Origin of the sequence: Paraburkholderia sp. UCT31 (assembly GCF_014397655.1) — a bacterium.
In the GTDB taxonomy this organism is placed as follows: domain Bacteria; phylum Pseudomonadota; class Gammaproteobacteria; order Burkholderiales; family Burkholderiaceae; genus Paraburkholderia; species Paraburkholderia tuberum.
The window spans coordinates 162,320-179,489 of record NZ_VZQP01000005.1 but is presented as its reverse complement, the minus strand read 5'-3'; the positions used below and the strand labels follow the sequence as shown (position 1 = coordinate 179,489).

General features: G+C 63.5%; 17 protein-coding genes. 5 read left to right on the top strand and 12 right to left on the bottom strand.

Annotation, left to right across the window (positions count from 1 at the left end; genetic code table 11):
* The first annotated feature begins 129 nt into the window (after positions 1-129).
* Complete coding sequence (locus tag F6X40_RS05525; protein ID WP_184045759.1) at positions 130-588, top strand: CopD family protein; 459 nt, start codon at positions 130-132, stop codon at positions 586-588.
* A gap of 72 nt (positions 589-660) precedes the next feature.
* Here the strand turns inward: F6X40_RS05525 and F6X40_RS05520 are convergent, their stop codons facing one another.
* The 6 genes from F6X40_RS05520 to F6X40_RS05495 all read right to left on the bottom strand — a co-directional run bounded on the left by F6X40_RS05520 (position 661) and on the right by F6X40_RS05495 (position 8,429).
* On the bottom strand, positions 661-1,869 hold the full coding sequence (locus F6X40_RS05520) for a chromate transporter (RefSeq protein ID WP_187627071.1): 1,209 nt from the start codon (positions 1,867-1,869) through the stop codon (positions 661-663).
* 38 nt (positions 1,870-1,907) lie between these two features.
* Positions 1,908-4,268, bottom strand: coding sequence for an EAL domain-containing protein (locus tag F6X40_RS05515; protein ID WP_187627070.1), 2,361 nt, complete (start codon positions 4,266-4,268; stop codon positions 1,908-1,910).
* Positions 4,269-4,740: 472 nt separating this feature from the next.
* Entirely contained in the window at positions 4,741-5,640 is a 900-nt protein-coding gene (locus F6X40_RS05510; protein ID WP_187627069.1) for a PhzF family phenazine biosynthesis protein, read from the bottom strand.
* A gap of 195 nt (positions 5,641-5,835) precedes the next feature.
* Complete coding sequence (locus F6X40_RS05505; protein ID WP_090803605.1) at positions 5,836-6,300, bottom strand: RidA family protein; 465 nt, start codon at positions 6,298-6,300, stop codon at positions 5,836-5,838.
* Between the two features lie 103 nt (positions 6,301-6,403).
* Positions 6,404-7,600 carry a PLP-dependent aminotransferase family protein gene (locus F6X40_RS05500; protein ID WP_187627068.1) on the bottom strand — a complete coding sequence of 399 codons (1,197 nt, stop codon included), beginning with the start codon at positions 7,598-7,600 and terminating at the stop codon, positions 6,404-6,406.
* Between the two features lie 127 nt (positions 7,601-7,727).
* A complete protein-coding gene (locus F6X40_RS05495; protein WP_187627067.1) occupies positions 7,728-8,429 on the bottom strand; it encodes a VOC family protein in 702 nt (233 codons plus the stop codon).
* A 222-nt stretch (positions 8,430-8,651) separates the two neighbouring features.
* On the opposite strand from F6X40_RS05495, the gene F6X40_RS05490 reads away from it, so the two are divergent.
* The 4 genes from F6X40_RS05490 to F6X40_RS05475 all read left to right on the top strand — a co-directional run bounded on the left by F6X40_RS05490 (position 8,652) and on the right by F6X40_RS05475 (position 13,537).
* The gene (locus tag F6X40_RS05490) at positions 8,652-10,109 is read left to right on the top strand and encodes a PLP-dependent aminotransferase family protein (protein WP_187627066.1); all 1,458 of its coding nucleotides are present in this window, start codon (positions 8,652-8,654) and stop codon (positions 10,107-10,109) included.
* Between the two features lie 134 nt (positions 10,110-10,243).
* Positions 10,244-12,142 carry a molecular chaperone HtpG gene (htpG, locus tag F6X40_RS05485; protein WP_187627065.1) on the top strand — a complete coding sequence of 633 codons (1,899 nt, stop codon included), beginning with the start codon at positions 10,244-10,246 and terminating at the stop codon, positions 12,140-12,142.
* A gap of 187 nt (positions 12,143-12,329) precedes the next feature.
* The gene (locus F6X40_RS05480) at positions 12,330-13,046 is read left to right on the top strand and encodes a chorismate--pyruvate lyase family protein (RefSeq protein WP_187627064.1); all 717 of its coding nucleotides are present in this window, start codon (positions 12,330-12,332) and stop codon (positions 13,044-13,046) included.
* Positions 13,046-13,537, top strand: coding sequence for a DNA-deoxyinosine glycosylase (locus tag F6X40_RS05475; RefSeq protein ID WP_187627063.1), 492 nt, complete (start codon positions 13,046-13,048; stop codon positions 13,535-13,537). The genes F6X40_RS05480 and F6X40_RS05475 overlap by 1 nt, the downstream gene beginning before the upstream one ends.
* Positions 13,538-13,562: 25 nt before the next feature.
* Here the strand turns inward: F6X40_RS05475 and F6X40_RS05470 are convergent, their stop codons facing one another.
* From F6X40_RS05470 to F6X40_RS05445, 6 genes are all read right to left on the bottom strand, one after another.
* The gene (locus F6X40_RS05470; protein WP_260336411.1) at positions 13,563-14,057 is read right to left on the bottom strand and encodes a GNAT family N-acetyltransferase; all 495 of its coding nucleotides are present in this window, start codon (positions 14,055-14,057) and stop codon (positions 13,563-13,565) included.
* Complete coding sequence (locus tag F6X40_RS05465; protein ID WP_187627062.1) at positions 14,048-14,449, bottom strand: cupin domain-containing protein; 402 nt, start codon at positions 14,447-14,449, stop codon at positions 14,048-14,050. The genes F6X40_RS05470 and F6X40_RS05465 overlap by 10 nt, the downstream gene beginning before the upstream one ends.
* A gap of 81 nt (positions 14,450-14,530) precedes the next feature.
* Positions 14,531-15,358: an AraC family transcriptional regulator gene (locus tag F6X40_RS05460; protein ID WP_187627061.1), complete on the bottom strand. Its 828-nt coding sequence runs from the start codon at positions 15,356-15,358 to the stop codon at positions 14,531-14,533.
* A 142-nt stretch (positions 15,359-15,500) separates the two neighbouring features.
* Complete coding sequence (locus tag F6X40_RS05455) at positions 15,501-15,809, bottom strand: contact-dependent growth inhibition system immunity protein (RefSeq protein ID WP_316251788.1); 309 nt, start codon at positions 15,807-15,809, stop codon at positions 15,501-15,503.
* 85 nt (positions 15,810-15,894) lie between these two features.
* Positions 15,895-16,188 carry a contact-dependent growth inhibition system immunity protein gene (locus F6X40_RS05450; RefSeq protein WP_187611033.1) on the bottom strand — a complete coding sequence of 98 codons (294 nt, stop codon included), beginning with the start codon at positions 16,186-16,188 and terminating at the stop codon, positions 15,895-15,897.
* Between the two features lie 9 nt (positions 16,189-16,197).
* Entirely contained in the window at positions 16,198-17,031 is an 834-nt protein-coding gene (locus F6X40_RS05445) for an RNase A-like domain-containing protein (protein ID WP_187627060.1), read from the bottom strand.
* Positions 17,032-17,170: the final 139 nt, after the last annotated feature.

Here is a 17,170-nt window from a genome sequence, read left to right as displayed (position 1 = left end):
ACAAAACACGACGCAATAGACGTCGATACCCGGAACTGCCTGCATCACGTATGGTCGAACGCGCTCAGTTGGTGCTGAGCGGGATCGCGTGTCCTAAACGGTGTGGCGTCGTCGGGAGAGGAAAACTACATGAACAAGGCTATCGAAGTCGCGCTTTTTCTGCATCTGCTCGGGGTGGCGGTGTGGGTCGGCGGTATGGTGTTCGCGCATTTCTGCCTGCGCCCTGCGCTCGGCGATCTGTCGCCGCAACTGCGCCTGCCGCTGTGGGAGTCGGTATTTGGCCGCTTCTTCAACTGGGTCGGGGTGTCGGTGCTCGTGATCCTGATCAGCGGCGGCTTCCTGCTGATGCAATTCGGCGGCGCTCATGCTAGCTGGCCGCTGCATGCGATGGCCGGTCTCGGCATCGTGATGATGCTGATCTTCGGGCATATCCGCTTCGCCGTATATCCGCGCATTCGCCGCGCGGTTCAGGCGCAGAAGTGGCCTGATGGCGCGCAGGCGGTCGGCACGGTCCGCCGTCTCGTGCTGATCAATCTCGTGCTGGGCGTCGTGACGATCGGCTTCGCTGTGCTGTCGCGCGGGTTCTGATCGCCGGATCGCCGGATCGCCGGACCGCCGGATCGCCAACGGCGCAGCAGGCTTCGTGCGGCCCGCGACGCATCACGTCGTGGCGCCGTACGCGAGCCACAAACCGCACGCCACCGCCACCGTTCCATACACGGCATACACCGGCACCTTCAGCTTCGCGAAGCACATCGCGGAGAACGTCGCGGTCAGCAGATAGATCGGCTCCAGCGGTACGTGCACGGCAATGCGCAGTACCGCGACCGCGAGAAACGCGGTCGTGACCGCGCGCAGAATCCTCATGCCGTGCTCGAAGCGTGGGTTCACCTTCAACTGATGCAGATGCCGCTGCGCGAGCACGACGAGGCAGGCTGACGGCACGAATAGCGCGAGCGTCGCGATCAGCGCGCCGAGCCAGCCATCGACGAGATAACCGAAGAACGGGACCACGTTCAGCAGGGGTCCCGGGGATAACGGCGACAGCGTAAACGCGAGCGTGAAGTCGTTATCGGATACGCCGACCACCGGCGTGACGAACAGCGTCTTCAGCACCGGCAACGCCGAGAAGCCGCCGCCGAACAGCGTCATGCCGGCGCCCGCGAGGCGCGGCCACAGCAGCGCGAGGTCATAGCGATGCGGCAGCGGCAGCGCAAACAGCACGAGCAGCACGCCGAGCGCGGCCAGCAGCCGATAGTCGCCGCACTGGAGCGACACGGCGAGTCGCGAGTCGCGCTCCCGACTCGCGAACCAGCCGGCGCCGAAGGCCGCGCCGAGCATCACCACATACGCCGCGGCGCTGTGCGCATAGAGCAGCGCGATGCTGCCGAGCAACGCCGCCGTCCATTCGAGCTTGCCGCGCACGAGCGCGCGGGTTTGCTTGTACCAGGTGAGCGCGATCAGCGTCGCGAGCACGACGCTGAAGTGATGCAGCAGGGTTTGCGACGCGATCGTGTGCGCGATGGGCGTGCGATAGAAGATCGCGAACAGCGTCATCAGCGTGAAGAAGGGCAGTACGCTCGCCACCCCGGCGACCCATGCGCCCGCGCGTCCGCGCAGCGCGTGCCCGAGCTGCACGGCGACGTTGCAGCCGACGGGTCCCGGCACCATCCACGCGAGCGCGATCAGGTCCGAGAACGCCACGCGCGAGAGCCGCCCCTCGCGTTCCACGTAATGATGCTCGAGCTGCGCCATCAACGCGAGACCGCCCCACGACAGCGCCGACAGGCCGCACACGACCCGGAACAGCGTCCATAGCGGTTCCCGTTGCCCGCGGCGGGCAGCCTCATCGCTCGTGATGGTCTGCATCGGCGCTGCGCGGGCCCCGCCGTGCGGGCGCCCGTTCTTTAATTGTTGCTGGATAGGCTGCTTGCGCTGTGGGCTTCGTGCGCGACGCGGCGGCCGCCGGCGCTGTTCATGCCGCATACCCCGAAGCGCTCGAGCAGTGCCGGGATCGCCTCCACTGGCACCGGCCGCGAGAACAGGAAGCCCTGTGCCTCGATATGGCCGAGCGCGGCCAGCCACGCAATCTGCTCTTCGGTCTCCGTGCCTTCGACCACCACCGTGAGCCCGAGCGAGCGCGCGAGGTTGACGATCGCGGTGACCATTACGCAGACGCTGCGGTCGCCCGGAATCGCCTGGACGAACGAGCGGTCCACCTTCAGCGTATCGACGGCAAAGCGGTTGAGATAGGACAGCGAAGAGTAGCCGGTGCCGAAATCGTCGAGCGCGATGCGTACGCCGAGACGCTTCAGCGCGAAGATTTTTTCGGAGACCACTTCCGGAAATTCCATCATCGTCGTTTCGGTGATTTCGAGTTCGAGGCGACGCGCGGAGATGCCGGTTTCCTCGATCGCGCGCGAGACCGTTTCGAGCAGGTCGCCGCGCCAGAACTGCACCGCCGAAATGTTCACCGCGAGCGATAGCGTGTCGTAGCCCTGCTGCTGCCATTGCGCGAGCTGACGGCATGCGGTCTCGATCACGAAGTCGCCGATCGGCACGATCAGGCCGGTCGACTCGGCCACGGGGATGAACTCGTTGGCCGGGATCAGTCCGTGCTGCGGATGGTTCCAGCGCACGAGCGCTTCGAAGCCGGTGATGCAGCGGCGCTTCAGATCGATCTTCGGCTGATAGGCGAGGAACAGTTGCCCCTCGGCCAGCGCGACGCGCAACTGCTGTTCCCACTTCATCAGATGGTCCGCGCGATGCGACAGATGCGGCGAATAGAACTGGTAGCAGTTCTTGCCGGCGTCCTTCGCGCTGTACATCGCGAGGTCGGCTTTCTTCAGCAGGTCGATCTCGCTTTCGTTGGCGACCGAGTACAGCGCGATGCCGATGCTCGCATGCAGCACGAACGCGCTGCCGCGCACCTCGAACGGCTTCGAGAACGCTTCGCCGGCGGCCTCGGCGAGCGCAACCGCGCGCTTTTCGACATCGTCGCCCTTGATCACGACGACGAACTCGTCCCCGCCGATGCGGCTCAGCGCGCCGTCGTCGCCGACCGCGGTGGCGAGGCGCGAGGCTGTCATCTGCAGCACGATGTCGCCGGCGTTGTGGCCGAGCGTGTCGTTGACGGTCTTGAAGTTGTCGAGGTCGATAAAAAGAATCGCGAGGCGACCCAGGTTGAACGGCTGCGCGACGTCATGGCGCAGCGCCTGCAGCGTCGCGTAGCGATTGCGCAGGCCGGTCAACAGATCGTATTCGACGAGTTCCGTCATCTCGCGCTCGCGGCCGAGCAGTTTGCCTATCAGGCCGGTCGCGACCGCGAAGAAGCTGAGCATCGCGAGCGAGATGAAGCCCGCCATCAACAGATAGACGTTGCGCGTGTGGTTGTAATCGGCGAATTCTTCGCCCTGCGAAAGACCGACGAGCACGCCGAGCGGATAGCCGTCGATGTGCCGGTACGACACGATGCGCGTGACGTTGTCGATCGAATCGACGTAGGTGCCCGACACATGCTCCGAGGTCGGATACGTGCCGCTCGCGGTGAACGTGCTGCTCGTCCTGCTGGCGTTGCCGGTGCGGCGCGCGAGCACGGTGCCGCTGTCCGAGATCACCGCGATCACGCCTTCGCGGCCGATCGCCGCGTTGTTGTAGAAGTCCGAGGTAAAGTAGCTCGGGTCTTCGGAGACCACGATGACGCCCGCGAACGAGCCGTCCGGATGATTGAGACGCCGCGTCATCTGCAGCGTCCAGTGACCCGACACGCGGCCGAGCACGGGCTTGCTGATGTACAGCTGGTCGTCGTTTTCGTGCTCGTGGACCTTGAAGTGCTCGCGGTCCGACAAGTCGATGTGAGCGGGGTTGAGTTCGGCCGTATTGGCGATCAGTCTGCCGTGCTCGTCGATTATCGACACCTGCACGAGCGTTTCGCTTTGCACGACGCCTTTTTCGACCGTGCTCGCGAGATCGAAATGATTGGGCGTCTTTTCGAACTCGTACTTGACGAAGCGCGTGATCTGATCGACCTGGTGAATCGCCTTGATGGTGTGCTGCTCGAGCGCCGCGGAAAGTATGGCGGAAGACGCCATCGCTTCGCGGTACGTCGCGTCCCTTTCTACCGACAGCCGCGCGAAGATCACGGTCCACAGCAGGATCAGTACGAGTACCCCGAGGGCGGGAATGACGAGCAATGCGCGCCGGCGCGTGACCAATGGATCGCGTCGCGGCCTGGCTTCGCGCGGCTCGGAGAAGCGGGACTGAGTCATCGCGCGGGCCTTGGCTGGGTGCGGGCCACTTGCAAACGCATGGGCATCGACTGCGCGAAATAGATGGATGGCTGCATGGTGACCAAGATGCCAAAGCTGCTGCGCAGGAGGAGAGGGCGTGGCGCCGCGCCGGACCGTCCACAGGTCATCGGATACGGTTCGATATTACTGAATGCCACTGGATTAAGGAAGCTTCCGGGCATGGGGTATACGCTCGCGCGGCGGGCGCCCAGGTGCGGCTGTTTACGTGGCCTGCATCGCCGGTCTTATGACGCGGCCGGTCCGTGATTTGTCGAAGACTTCATCGGCAACGGTGCCTGCCACTCGGCAGTTTCTGGCAGGGCTTTTGCAATCCGGCCACGATGAATTCGGAGAACCAGGTATGGCGACGCCATCGCGCTGCGGCTTTTTGTGGTGTGAAGCGGCGGCATGTGGCGTGTCGCCGTGGCGTGCGCGCGAAGCCGCAGCTCGCTTACGCGAGCCGGCACGTGCCGTCGACGATCGTCACCGAAGGCCCGCCGATCCAGATCTTGCCGCGCGCATCGTCGTAGTGGACCGACACGTCGCCCGCGCGCCCGAGCGCGGTGCCCTGACGCGCCGTGTAGCGCGCGGCGGGACGACGGTGCTGCAGGTTCAGCAGACCCGCGAGCGCGGCATTGGCGCTGCCCGTCACCGGGTCTTCGCCGACACCGAAGCCGCCGCCCGCCATCAGGCAACGGACCTCGAACGTCGCGGGGCCGTCGGCGTCGTGCGGTCCATACACGGCGACGCCGTGCGTGTCGACCGAATGCACGAGCTCGGCGAGCGCCGCCGCGTCGGGTTCGAGCGCGAGGCAGGCGCGTGCCGAATCGACCCGCACGACGAGCCACGGCGCACCGTTGTCGACCGCGCATGGCGGCGCGCTGAAGTCGATCGCCTGACTACGTAAAGCCGTAGACAGCGCTTCGTAACGATGCTCGGCGAGTGGTGTCACGCGCGCGGGCGGCGCGGCGAACGCCCATGCGCCGTGCATGTTGTCGCCGCCGTCGAGCGCTTCGAGTTCGACGAGACCCACGCCGCATTGCTGGATCAGCTTGCCGGCCTGCTTCGGCTGGTAGCCGCTTTCGCGCAAAGCATGCGCGGTGCCCAAGGTCGGATGACCCGCGAACGGCAACTCGCCCCCCGGCGTGAAGATGCGCACGCGATAGTCGGCGGCCGCGTCGGTCGGCTTTAGCAGAAACGTGGTTTCGGACAGATTGGTCCAGCGCGCAATGGCCTGCATTTGCGCGGTATCGAGCGCGTCGGCATCGAACACGACGGCAAGCGGATTGCCCTTGAACGGTGTCGACGTAAACACGTCGACCTGTTTGAAACGAACGGTGTGAGCGGACATCGACAGGCCCCGGCGCAATGGACGTTGAGGGAGTTCGCGGATTCTATCCGCCTGCGCGGCGGCGATCCACCGTCGCCATAAAACAAAAACGCGCCGCCGGTGCGTAACACCGGTCGGCGCGTTTGAATCGCAATGCGGCGTGAATCAGGTGCCGATCTCGCGCGACACCGCACGCATTGTCACATCGCGTCGATGCTATTGGACCTCGGCGATCAGCTCGATCTCCACGCACGCGCCGAGCGGAATCTGCGCGACGCCGAACGCCGAGCGCGCGTGCTTGCCGCGTTCGCCGAACACGTCGGCGATCAGCTCGGACGCACCGTTGGTGACCAGATGCTGCTCGGTGAACTCGAGCGTCGAGTTGACGAGGCTCATCAGCTTGACGACGCGCGTGACGCGGTTCAGGTCGCCGACGTGCGCATGCAAGGTGGCGAGCAGATCGATCGCGATCGAGCGCGCGGCGGCCTTACCTTCCTCGGTGGAGAGCGTCGCGCCGAGCTTGCCGACCCACACCTTGCCGTCCTTCTTGGCGATGTGGCCCGACAGGTACACCGTGTTGCCGCTTTGCGCGCTCATCACATAGGCCGCTGCCGGCGCACCCGCCGCCGGCAATTCGATGCCGAGTTCCTTGAGCTTGTCGTACACATTCGATTGAGCCATGTCGTGTCCTCGTTTCGGTGAGATTGCATGAATGCAGGCGGGGCGAAGTCTGCACGCAACGCGCGTGCAAGCTTCGCCCCGATGGCAGTGCGGCTAACGCCGTTCAGATTTTCGCGCGCACGAGTGCGGCGAGACGCGCCACGCCTTCGTCGATTTTAGCCGGTGGCACCGTGACGAACGACAGACGCAGCGTGTTGTGCTGGGCTTCGCTCGCGAAGAAAGGAGCGCCCGGCACGAACGCGACATTCTGCGCGACCGCTTCCTCGAGCAGCTTCATGGTGTCGATGCCCGCCGGCAGATTGACCCAGATGAACATGCCGCCTTCCGGACGGTTCCAGCTGACGCCTTCGGGCATATAGCGCTCGAGCGCGGTGAGCATCGCGTCGCACTGGTTGCGGTATAGCTCGCGGATCGTCGGCACGTGCGTGTCGAGAAAGCCGTCCTTGACCACTTCGTGCACGATGCGCTGCGTGAAGCTCGGCGTGTGCAGGTCGGTGGCCTGCTTGGCCTGCACGAGTTTGAAGATCAGCTCCTCGGGCGCGATGATGAAACCGACCCGCAGACCCGGCGCGAGCACCTTCGAGAACGAGCCGAGATAGACGATGTGATCGGGCGCCATCGACAACATCGTCGGCAGCGGTTCGCCCGCGTAGTCGAGCGCGCCATAGGGATCGTCCTCGATCACCGGGAACGGCGCAGTCTTCGCGAACCCGGCGAGCGCGCGGCGGCGTTCGACCGGCAGACGGCGGCCCGTCGGATTCTGGAAATTCGGCTGCGCGTACAGCAGACGCGCGCCATTGGTCAGTTCCGGCTTCAGGCCCTCGGGGATCAGGCCCTGCTCGTCGGTTGGCACCTGCACGTAGTGCGGCTCGTACATCGAGAACGATTGCAGCGCGCCGAGGTAGGTCGGCGTTTCGACCAGCACCGGGCTATCGACGCAGATCAGCACCTTGCCGAGCAGGTCGAGCGCCTGTTGCGAGCCGGTCGTGATCAGCACCTGCGACGCACGGATCTGCGCGCCGTTGGTCGAGTAGCGTTGCGCGATCCATTCGCGCAGCGGCAGATAACCTTCGGTCGCGCTGTACTGCAGCGCCGCGGCGGGCGTGTCGCGCAGGATGCGGTCGGACGCCTCGCGCATGCGCTCGGCCGGGAAGGTGGCAGGCGAGGGGAGGCCGCCGGCGAAGGAGATGACTTCGGGCCGTTCCGTGACCTTCAGGATCTCGCGGATCGCGGAGCTCGTGAGCTTGCGCGCGCGTTCGGACAATTGCCACGTCGGGGCTTTCAGGTCGCTTTGGTCCATGATCTCCTCTGGTATTTCTGGAACCGGTCAAAATTTCAATTATCGCGCGACTGGCCAACCATTGCCGCTGGGGTGCCACCGGGGTTGCCACCGGGGTTGCCACGGGGGTTGCACAATCACGCGCTGTTTATCCGAGGGTTCGAGAACCCTCGGGTGTTTCGAATTCGGCGACGAGCGCCGCCGCGCCGTCGGTCGGCTGTACGTCGAGCAGGTGCGCGGCGCCGAGCCAGCGCAGTTGCTCGCCAATCAGCTCTGGCCGCGGATGCACGGCTTTCAACGCTTTCAGCGCGAGGTTCGTCGGCGCCAGCGACTGCGACGGATGCCGCGTCGAGTCCCACTGGATCAGCGAGGGCAGCACGCCGTCGCCGGCGCCTTGCCACGCCGGGAACGACCCGTCGTCGGGCACAGTCAGGCCCCACGTGAAATCGCCGCGCGTCATCGGCACGACCGGCGCGATGCGCTGCGGATACTGCGCTTGCCATGTCGCCAGATGCTTCGGCCGCTCGACGCGCGCGACCCAATGCGACAGATACGGCCCGTTTTCCAGTCGCGCCTGCGTCGCCGGGTCGTCGAGCGCGAACAGGCGCGGGCGCGGCGCGGTGCCATCGGTTGCGTCGGCCGCGGCGTGCGGATCGATGGCGATCACTTCCAGGTAGACGCCGCCCCACAGGCCGAGCAGGCGATTGTGGGTCCGCATCAGCGGATGCGCGCCACCGCCGGCCGGCGCGACGCCGAGCGTATCGGCGACGTACTGGACGCCTTCGTCCAGGGTGCGCGCGGAGACGACGAGGTGATCGAGACTGAGCGATTGGGCTGTCTGGGTGGTCATGGCGGATCGACGGAAAACGCTGTTCTTCGCAAGGGCCAGTTGCGCGCCACGCCTGAAGGCTGCGCTGCCGGGGCCGTAAGCATAACCGTTTGCCGGATCGGCGGGCCATACGGATGGATTTACATGGTGTCACCAGCCTCGCTGGATTCAAATGTAACGGCCGTGACCTGCACAGTAACGGTACAATCGACGCGATACTATTCGGTACAGTTGGAGTCCGTCATGTCCGTCCCGCTTACCCAGATTCCTGCCCCGCACGACACCGCCTCGTTGACGCTGGTCGAACAGCTGGTCCAATGGGCGCGGCGCCGCATCGAGGAGCGCGTGTTCCGCCCCGGCATGCGCATGCCGTCGATCCGCAAGCTCGCGCTCGACAAGGGCGTGTCGCGCTTCACGGTGGTCGAAGCGTACGAGCGGCTCGTCGCGCAGGGTTTTCTGGAGTCGCGGCGCGGCTCCGGCTTCTATGTGCGCGAGCGCCAGGGCGGCGCGGCGACGGTCTCCGAGCTGCACCCGCGCGCCGAGACGCTGCCCGCGCCGGCCAATATCGACGTCGTCTGGCTGCTGCGCAACATGCTGCACACCGGCGCGCGGCCCGAGCGCAGCCCGGGCCTCGGCTATCTGCCGGCCCGCTGGCTCGACGGCGACCTGATCACCAACGCGCTGCGCACGCTCGGCCGGCAAAGCGGCATGCAGATGCTCGGCATCGGCACCGCGCAAGGTTTCCTGCCGCTGCGTCAGCAGTTGCAGACGCGGCTCGAGGAGCTGGAGATCGGCGCGTCGCCCGAGCAGATCGTGATGGTGTCGGGCATCACCCAGGCGATCGACCTCATTTCGCGCATCTACGTGAAGCCGGGCGATGCGGTGATCGTCGGCGATCCGGCGTGGTTCCAGATGTTCGGCTGCTTCGCGTCGCAGGGCGCGCGGCTCGTCGGCATGCCGTACACGCCGGGCGGCCCCGATCTCGACGCGCTCGAAGCGCTGGTCCAGGAATGGCGCCCCAAAATGCTGGTGATCAACTCGGTGCTGCAGAACCCGACCGGCACCTCGCTGAGCGCCGCGCAGGCGTTCCGCATCCTGCGGCTTGCCGAGGCGTACGACTTCATCGTCGTCGAGGACGACATCTACGGCGACCTGTGCCCGCCCAGCTACGCGGGTACGCGCCTCGCGAGCCTCGATCAGCTAAAGCGCGTGATCTACCTCGGCAGTTTCTCGAAGACGCTTGCGCCGAATCTGCGCGTCGGTTTCATCGCATGCGCGGCAGAGGTCGCGACGGTGGTCGCCAATCAGAAGATGCTGGTCGGCATGACGAGCCCGGAGTTGAACGAGCGCGTGATCTACAAGATCCTGACCGAGGGCCACTACCGGCGGCACGTCGAGCGCATTCGCGCACGGCTCGACGGCGTGCGCGAGAAGGCCGTGCGGATGATCGAGAAGACCGGCATGACGCTGTTTCTGACGCCGACGGCCGGGATGTTCCTGTGGGCCGATACCGGCGTCGACGCAGGCGCGCTCGCCGCGGCCGGGCACGAAGCCGGCTATCTGCTGACGCCGGGCGGGCTGTTTTCGCCGCAGCAGTCGCCGAGCACGTGGATGCGCTTCAACATCGCCAATTGCGGCGATCCTGAATTACCGGCGTTCCTAAGCCGTTATCTCGACGGCGTCGCGCGCCGCGCCTCTTGAAACCGCGCCGGAGCGTCCCCATTTGCGCGGACGATCCGGCGGTCCGGCGCTCCGGCACGGCGGGCCCGAACCGCGGTTGGAATCCGCTTCGGCCGCCGCTCATCCCCCATTCGCAACCGAGAGGAAGTCCGACCATGGCACAAGAAACCATGAGCTTTCAGGCAGAAGTGAAGCAACTTCTGCAACTGATGATCCATTCGCTGTACAGCAACAAGGAAATCTTTCTGCGCGAGCTGATTTCGAACGCGTCCGACGCGGCCGACAAGCTGCGCTTCGAGGCGATCGAAAACAGCGCGCTGTACGAGAACGATCCGAACCTGCGGATTCGCGTGTCGTTCGACAAGGCCGCGCGCACCGTCACGATCGACGACAACGGCATCGGCATGAGCCGCGACGAGACGATCGCGCACCTCGGCACGATCGCGCGTTCGGGCACCAGGGAATTCTTCGGCAAGCTGTCGGGCGACCAGCAGAAGGACGCGGCGCTGATCGGCCAGTTTGGCGTGGGCTTCTACTCGGGCTTCATCGTCGCGGACAAGATCACCGTCGAGACGCGCCGCGCCGGTTTGCCGGCCTCGGAAGGCGTGCGCTGGGAAAGCGCGGGCGAAGGCGATTTCGCGGTCGAGACGATCGAGCGCGCCGCGCGCGGCACGACCATCACGCTGCATCTGCGTGCCGATGAGGACGAACTGCTGTCGTCGTATCGGCTGAAGTCGATCATCCAGAAGTACTCGGACCACGTCGCGCTGCCGATCCTGATGAAGAAGGAAGAGTGGGACGCGGAAAAGAGCGAGATGGTCACGAAGGACGAGGACGAGACCGTCAACCAGGCGAGCGCGCTGTGGACCCGTCCGAAGAACGACATCACCGACGATCAATACAAGCAGTTCTACCAGCACATCTCGCACGATCATCAAGATCCGCTGACGTGGACGCATAACCGCGTCGAAGGCCGCAGCGAGTACACGCAACTGCTGTACGTGCCGGCGCACGCGCCGTTCGATCTGTGGAACCGCGAGCAGCGCGGCGGACTGAAGCTGTACGTGAAGCGCGTGTTCATCATGGACGACGCCGAGCAACTGCTGCCCACGTACCTGCGCTTCGTGAAGGGCGTGGTCGATTCGGCCGATCTGCCGCTCAACGTGTCGCGCGAAATCCTGCAGGAAAGCCGCGACGTGAAGGCGATCCGCGAAGGCGTGACGAAGCGCGCGCTGTCGATGCTGGAAGAACTGGCCAACGCGGACAACGACGCCGATAAGGAAAAGTACGCCGGCTTCTGGAAGGAATTCGGCCAGGTGCTGAAGGAAGGCATCGGCGAGGACTTCGCCAATCGCGAGCGCGTCGCGAAGCTCGTGCGCTTCGCGACGACGCATACGGGCACGGCCGAGCAGACCGTGTCGCTGGCCGACTACGTCGCTCGCATGAAGCCCGAGCAGACGAAGATCTACTACGTGACCGCCGACACGTGGCAGGCCGCGTCGAACAGCCCGCATCTCGAAGTGTTCCGCAAGAAGGGCGTCGAAGTGCTGTTGCTGACCGATCGCGTCGATGAATGGATGCTGTCGTTCCTCAACGAATTCGACGGCAAGCCGCTGCAAAGTGTCGCGCGCGGCGACCTCGATCTCGGCGCGCTGAACGACGAGGAAAAAGAGGCGCAGGAGAAGATCGGCGAAGCGTTCAAGCCGCTCGTCGAGAAGATGAAGGAAGCGTTGAAGGACAAGGCGAAGGACGTGCGTCTGACGTTCCGCCTGACCGACTCGCCGTCGTGCCTCGTTGCCGACGACGGCGAAATGAGCGGCTACCTGCAGCGTATGCTGAAGGCCGCGGGCCAGCAGGCGCCTGAGTTCCATCCGATTCTCGAAGTGAATCCGGAGCACGCCCTCGTGAAGGGTCTGCATGCCGATAGCGCGAATTTCGATGACTGGTGCCATCTGCTGTTCGATCAGGCACTGCTCGCCGAAGGCGGCGCGCTGGAGGATCCGGCGAGCTTCGTGAAGCGGACCAATGCGTTGCTGCTGTCGCGCGCGGGTTGAGCGTGAGCCGAAAGCGTTGATGTCGTTGCTGGATTGACGCCCGGTAGTTGAGAAATGCGCTGCTTCGGCAGCGCATTTTTTTGCCTTCCGGTTTGCGTCGGCTCCCCTGGCTGAAGCAGCGCGCACGATCGCCGCGGTCGTTGCCGCGAAAAATTACCGTCGGAGCACGCCGCTATAATCCGACACCATGCCTATCCGTTTCGATCCCGCCGACGCCCACTGGCGCGTCGCGCCTTTGGCCACTTTCAGCGCCGCCCAGAAAGACTGGCTGACCCGCGGCGGTTCACTGACCGCGCACCTGCGCGCGCTCGGCGCGGTCGCGGTGCGCGTGACTCGCGAAGCTATCGCGCTGCCGTGGCCCGACGAAGCCGGCGCGCTCGGACTCGCGCCGCGCGCGCCGGTGTGGGTGCGCGAAGTGGTGCTGTCGGTCGATGGCGTGCCGTTCGTCGCCGCGCATAGCGTGACGCCGCGTGCCGCGAGCGTCGGCATCTGGCAGGCGACGCGCCGGCTGCGCAACCGGCCGCTCGCGGAGTTGCTGTATAGCGATAGCAGTGTCGCGCGTTCGTCACTGGTGAGCCGCAGGGTGGGGCAGCGGCATCCGTTGTATCGGTTGGCCGCGCATGAAATCGACGGCGGCGATCGGCATGCGCCGCATGCGCTGGTGGCGCGTCGCTCGGTGTTCGAGCGGCATGGCGCGCCTTTGATGGTGACCGAATGCATGTTGCCGGCACTGTGGGAGCATTTGCGTGCGTTGGACGCGGCCGCTCGCGCGCACGCTGCCGCGTCAGGCACCGGCGCGGCGCATATCGCGCACGCGCGGGTGCGCGAGCACGGTCGTCCGCTCGATCACACCGCGTCGCGTGCGCACAGCGTGCCGCGCAGCGCCGACGAGCGGAGCCGCTGATGTCGTTCAAGCGTTGCTTTGCGCCTGTCGTCGACGCTGATACGCGGGTCTTGATCCTCGGTAGCTTGCCGGGCGAGGTGTCGTTGGCTCACGGCCAATATTACGCACACCCGCAGAACAAATTCTGGTTACTGGTCGGTGAAGCGATAGAACGGGATCTGGTTGGTATGGACTATTCGACGCGTCTCGAGACGTTGCTCGAACACCATATCGGACTATGGGATGTCGTTGCCGAGGCTCGTCGAGCAGGAAGCCTGGATAGCCGGATTCGCGACCATGCCAGCAACGATCTGATTGCTCTGATCGATACGCTGCCGAAACTGGCTACCATCGCCTTCAATGGAGGGACGGCGGCCAAAATCGGGATGAAAGCGTTGGGCGAGCGGGGAGTGCAATATCGGCTTGTCCGTTTGCCATCGAGCAGTCCCGCCCATGCCTCGGTTTCATACGCTCAAAAGCTGGACATATGGCGACGGCTAACCTGCGTCTGATCGACCGACAGGATGCCATTCGCGGTCATAGATCGAGCGCAAGAAACCGTGTGCCTTCGACTGGATTCTCGTAGTAGGGCGCGGTTTCGACGAACCCTAACCGCTCGTAGATGCGCTGTGCAAAACGGGTTTGCGGAACCGAGTCGAGAACCAGCGTCGAGAATCCCAATGTCTTCGCTTGCCCGATCACCGATGTGACCAGCGTTTCGCCAAGCGACAACCCTCTGAATGCTTCACGAACATAGAGCCGTTTGATTTCCGCAGTCTCTGCCGTATGGCGCAGCAGCCCCGCGCAACCGGCGAGCTCGCCGCCGGCGTCGGCGACGAAGAACATGCCGGATGGCAGCGTATAAACGTGTTCGAACGCGTCCATTTCTGCATCGAATCCACGGTACGACAGATCCATATCCAGCCAGCGGACATACTCGTGGATCACGGCGACGAGGTTGTGCGTGTCGGCGGGGAAAACGGCTTCGCGAACGATCGGCCGCGGCGTTTGCATGGCGGCTCTCAGATCCATACGTCGTTTTCGGCCGTTCTTTCGTTGGTCGTATCGCCGGTATTGACGACGCCGCGCGGTTCGATGAGCAGCAGCTTCACCTCGGACCCGGCATACGGCTTGTGCTCGACTCCCTTTGGTACCACCGCCATTTCTCCGGGAAACAGTTCGATCGAGCGGTCGCGGAAGTCGATGCGCAACCGACCTGCGAGGACGATGAACGTCTCGTCGGTATCGGCATGCCGATGCCAGACGAAATCGCCGACTATCTTTACGACCTTGAACTGATAGTCATTCATTTCAGCCACGACGCGCGGCTGCCAGTGGTCGTCGATCTGACTGATCTTGTCGAGCAGGTTGATGGTCTTGTATTGGCCGCGTTGCTCGGGTGTCGGCTGGGAATCGCTTTGCATGGTGGCTCCATTCGGGTGATACCTGGAACAGAGCATAGTCCCGCCGCCGGCGAGTGTCTTGAACGATCGTGCAAGCTTGCGTTAGCCGGCGCGCCGATCGCTCGTCATCGCGAGCCAACGTGCGGGCGGGATCCCGTATGCGTGGCGAAAATGTCGGGTCATGTGGCTCTGGTCGGCGAAGCCGGCTGCGGCCGCCGCGTCCACGAGGGAAACGCTGCGCAGCATCATCGCGCGCGCGGCTTCGAGCCGGCGCATGACCAGGTAGTGATAGGGGCTGGTGCCGTAAAAAGTTCGGAAATCGCGCGACAGGCTCCAGCGGTCCTGCCCGCTGACGACGGCAAGTTCATCGAGCGTGACGGTGTGCGTGCACGATGCGTGCAGATATTCGCGTGCTCGCTGCGCTGCCGCGAAATCTGCGGACTTGCGCGTCTGCCGCGCGCCCGACGCGTTATCCAGCGCGAGCGCGAGACCGGCGAGCGCGTCGTCACGTTCGAGCGGCTCCGCGTCGCCACGCATCTGGCGCAGCGCTGTCTGCGTGGCTTCGAACAGGCGCGGATCGATCGTGACGCCGCCTTCGACGAAGGGCAGGGGGCGGCCGCCTAGGACTTCCTGGATCGCGGCGGGCTGCACGTAAATCATCTGATAACGAAATCCCTCGTTCGTGCCGGCCTGACCGTCGTGCACTTCGTCGGGATGCAGGACCATGGTCTGTCCGGGTAGGCTGGTGCGCAAACCGCGCCGGTAATGGAAGCATTGGACGCCGGCGAGGGTCAGGCCGATCGCGTAGGTGTCATGCCGATGCATGGAGTACGCGTTGCCGTGGAAAAACGCTTCGATGCGTTCGACTCCGTGGGTGGATTCCGAACGGGAAATCCAGTCGGATTGGGCTTTGCTGGTATCGCCGTCCATCACACGCTCCGGCTTGGTTTGGCAGATCTGCGGGAACATCGATATCGGAGGATTGTACCGGTGCGAATGTTCGCACGCTTGGCATGCACGATGGCGCGACTGACGTCAGTCTCTCGTCGCGGGTCCGGTCCTGAGCAATTGCCTACTCACTCAGTAACCGTTTTACTTCATCAAGGAGGGAAGCCGTCGTGTAGCCCCACAAAACAGGATCGAACTGGCGGCCAAACCGCTCCTTGAACTCTGAGTCCAACGTCTCTGGATAGTCGGCTTTGAATGAATCTATGTCAGATATGAGCGCGTCAATGTCGGTCGTTGACATTTTCTCGGTATAGGAAGAAACGAGTTCTTCTACTGAGTTTCCGAAAAGGTCAAAATCTTCGTGGAAACGAGAGCGAATCAACCCCGTCAGATTGCCATATTCCTCACCGTCAACCATACGATAAGCCTTCACTCCCTGTCTGCGTGTTGAGGGGCGCGTGCGTGAAAATGCCCGCGACAATGGCGGGCCTTCTTTATAGTCTGTCCCGAGCAATTGCCTACTCACTCAGTAGCCGCTTCAATTCGTCAAGGAAGGAAGCAGTAGTGTAACCCCACAACTCCGGGCCGAACTGGGAGCCATACGCCTCTTCGAATGCATCGTCCAGATTGCTAAAGTTCTCTCTCTCGAAGTTTTCAATTTCAGCAAGTATGTTCTTTAAACTCTCTTGTGAACTATCTCTTCTGTAGCAACCTACGATCACTTTGATGGTGTTACCCCAGTACGAAAAATCCTCGTTAAGGTACACACCAAAGAGCTGGTTTAGTTCGGGGTACAGCGGATTTTCATTCATAACTGCGTCTCATAAGTCGATGAATGCCGTCAGGACGTAATAGGGCATTCCATTGTATATCTCCCGCTTAAGTACCACCAAAACCTTGTTTCCTTTCGCAAATTGTCCTGTCTTCCTGACAACCCCGTAACCCACGTCCCCAGATATGTGCCTTGTTAAACGCAACGGAGCACTCGTCGTAGACTGGGACCAAGATCTGATGCGGGAAGTTTCGCCCATCATCACTTCCGAAATGGCTTTCTCGGCAGTCTTCTGGTCTTTAAATGATGTCGCCGCTTTTATCCGCGGCTCATCTTTCAGTCTTTGTCGCAACCAGGCCTCATCCTTTCCCACATGCTTCAAAAGTGTATGCCCGCCAACCCCGCGAAGCGTCTTCGCTTCATGCATGTTCAGGTTGATCTCGCCCATCGTGATACGCGCAGCCCGCACCGCCTTGATTGACCCGGCAAAGCTGAACGGCACGACCATGTCAAGTGACAGTCCGATATTGTTGGCCATGTCAGGACTTGCCTTCATTGCCTCGGCCAGCTTCGTCGTGCCCTGCTGGGTCAATGTGGCCGTATCCTGGCCCGTCCAGACCTGACGCAAACCAGCCGCCGCCGTATCAGAACCATGTACGCCGAACACGACACACCCTGCCTTGGTGAGCATGGTCGGTTCCGGGATCACACACAACGCACTTGCGCCGACCATTTCCAGCACGTCACCGACGATTTGCAACCCGCCCCATAGCCGGTTGGAAAGCATTTCGGTCTGGGTGATTGACTGCCTTGCCAGTACCGCCGCCAATTGCGGCGCACTGAGCACCACGCGCACGCCGTCCGCATCCTGTTGATACGACATTCCGAACTTCTCCGTAGTTGTTGGGACTGCCACGCTAGCAGGCGACAACAGGGAGAGGAATGGGCGACGGATGAAAATTCGGGATCTGATTTATTCAGGCCTACTGTTATATTGCTCGTACTTCAGACATGGGGCGGGC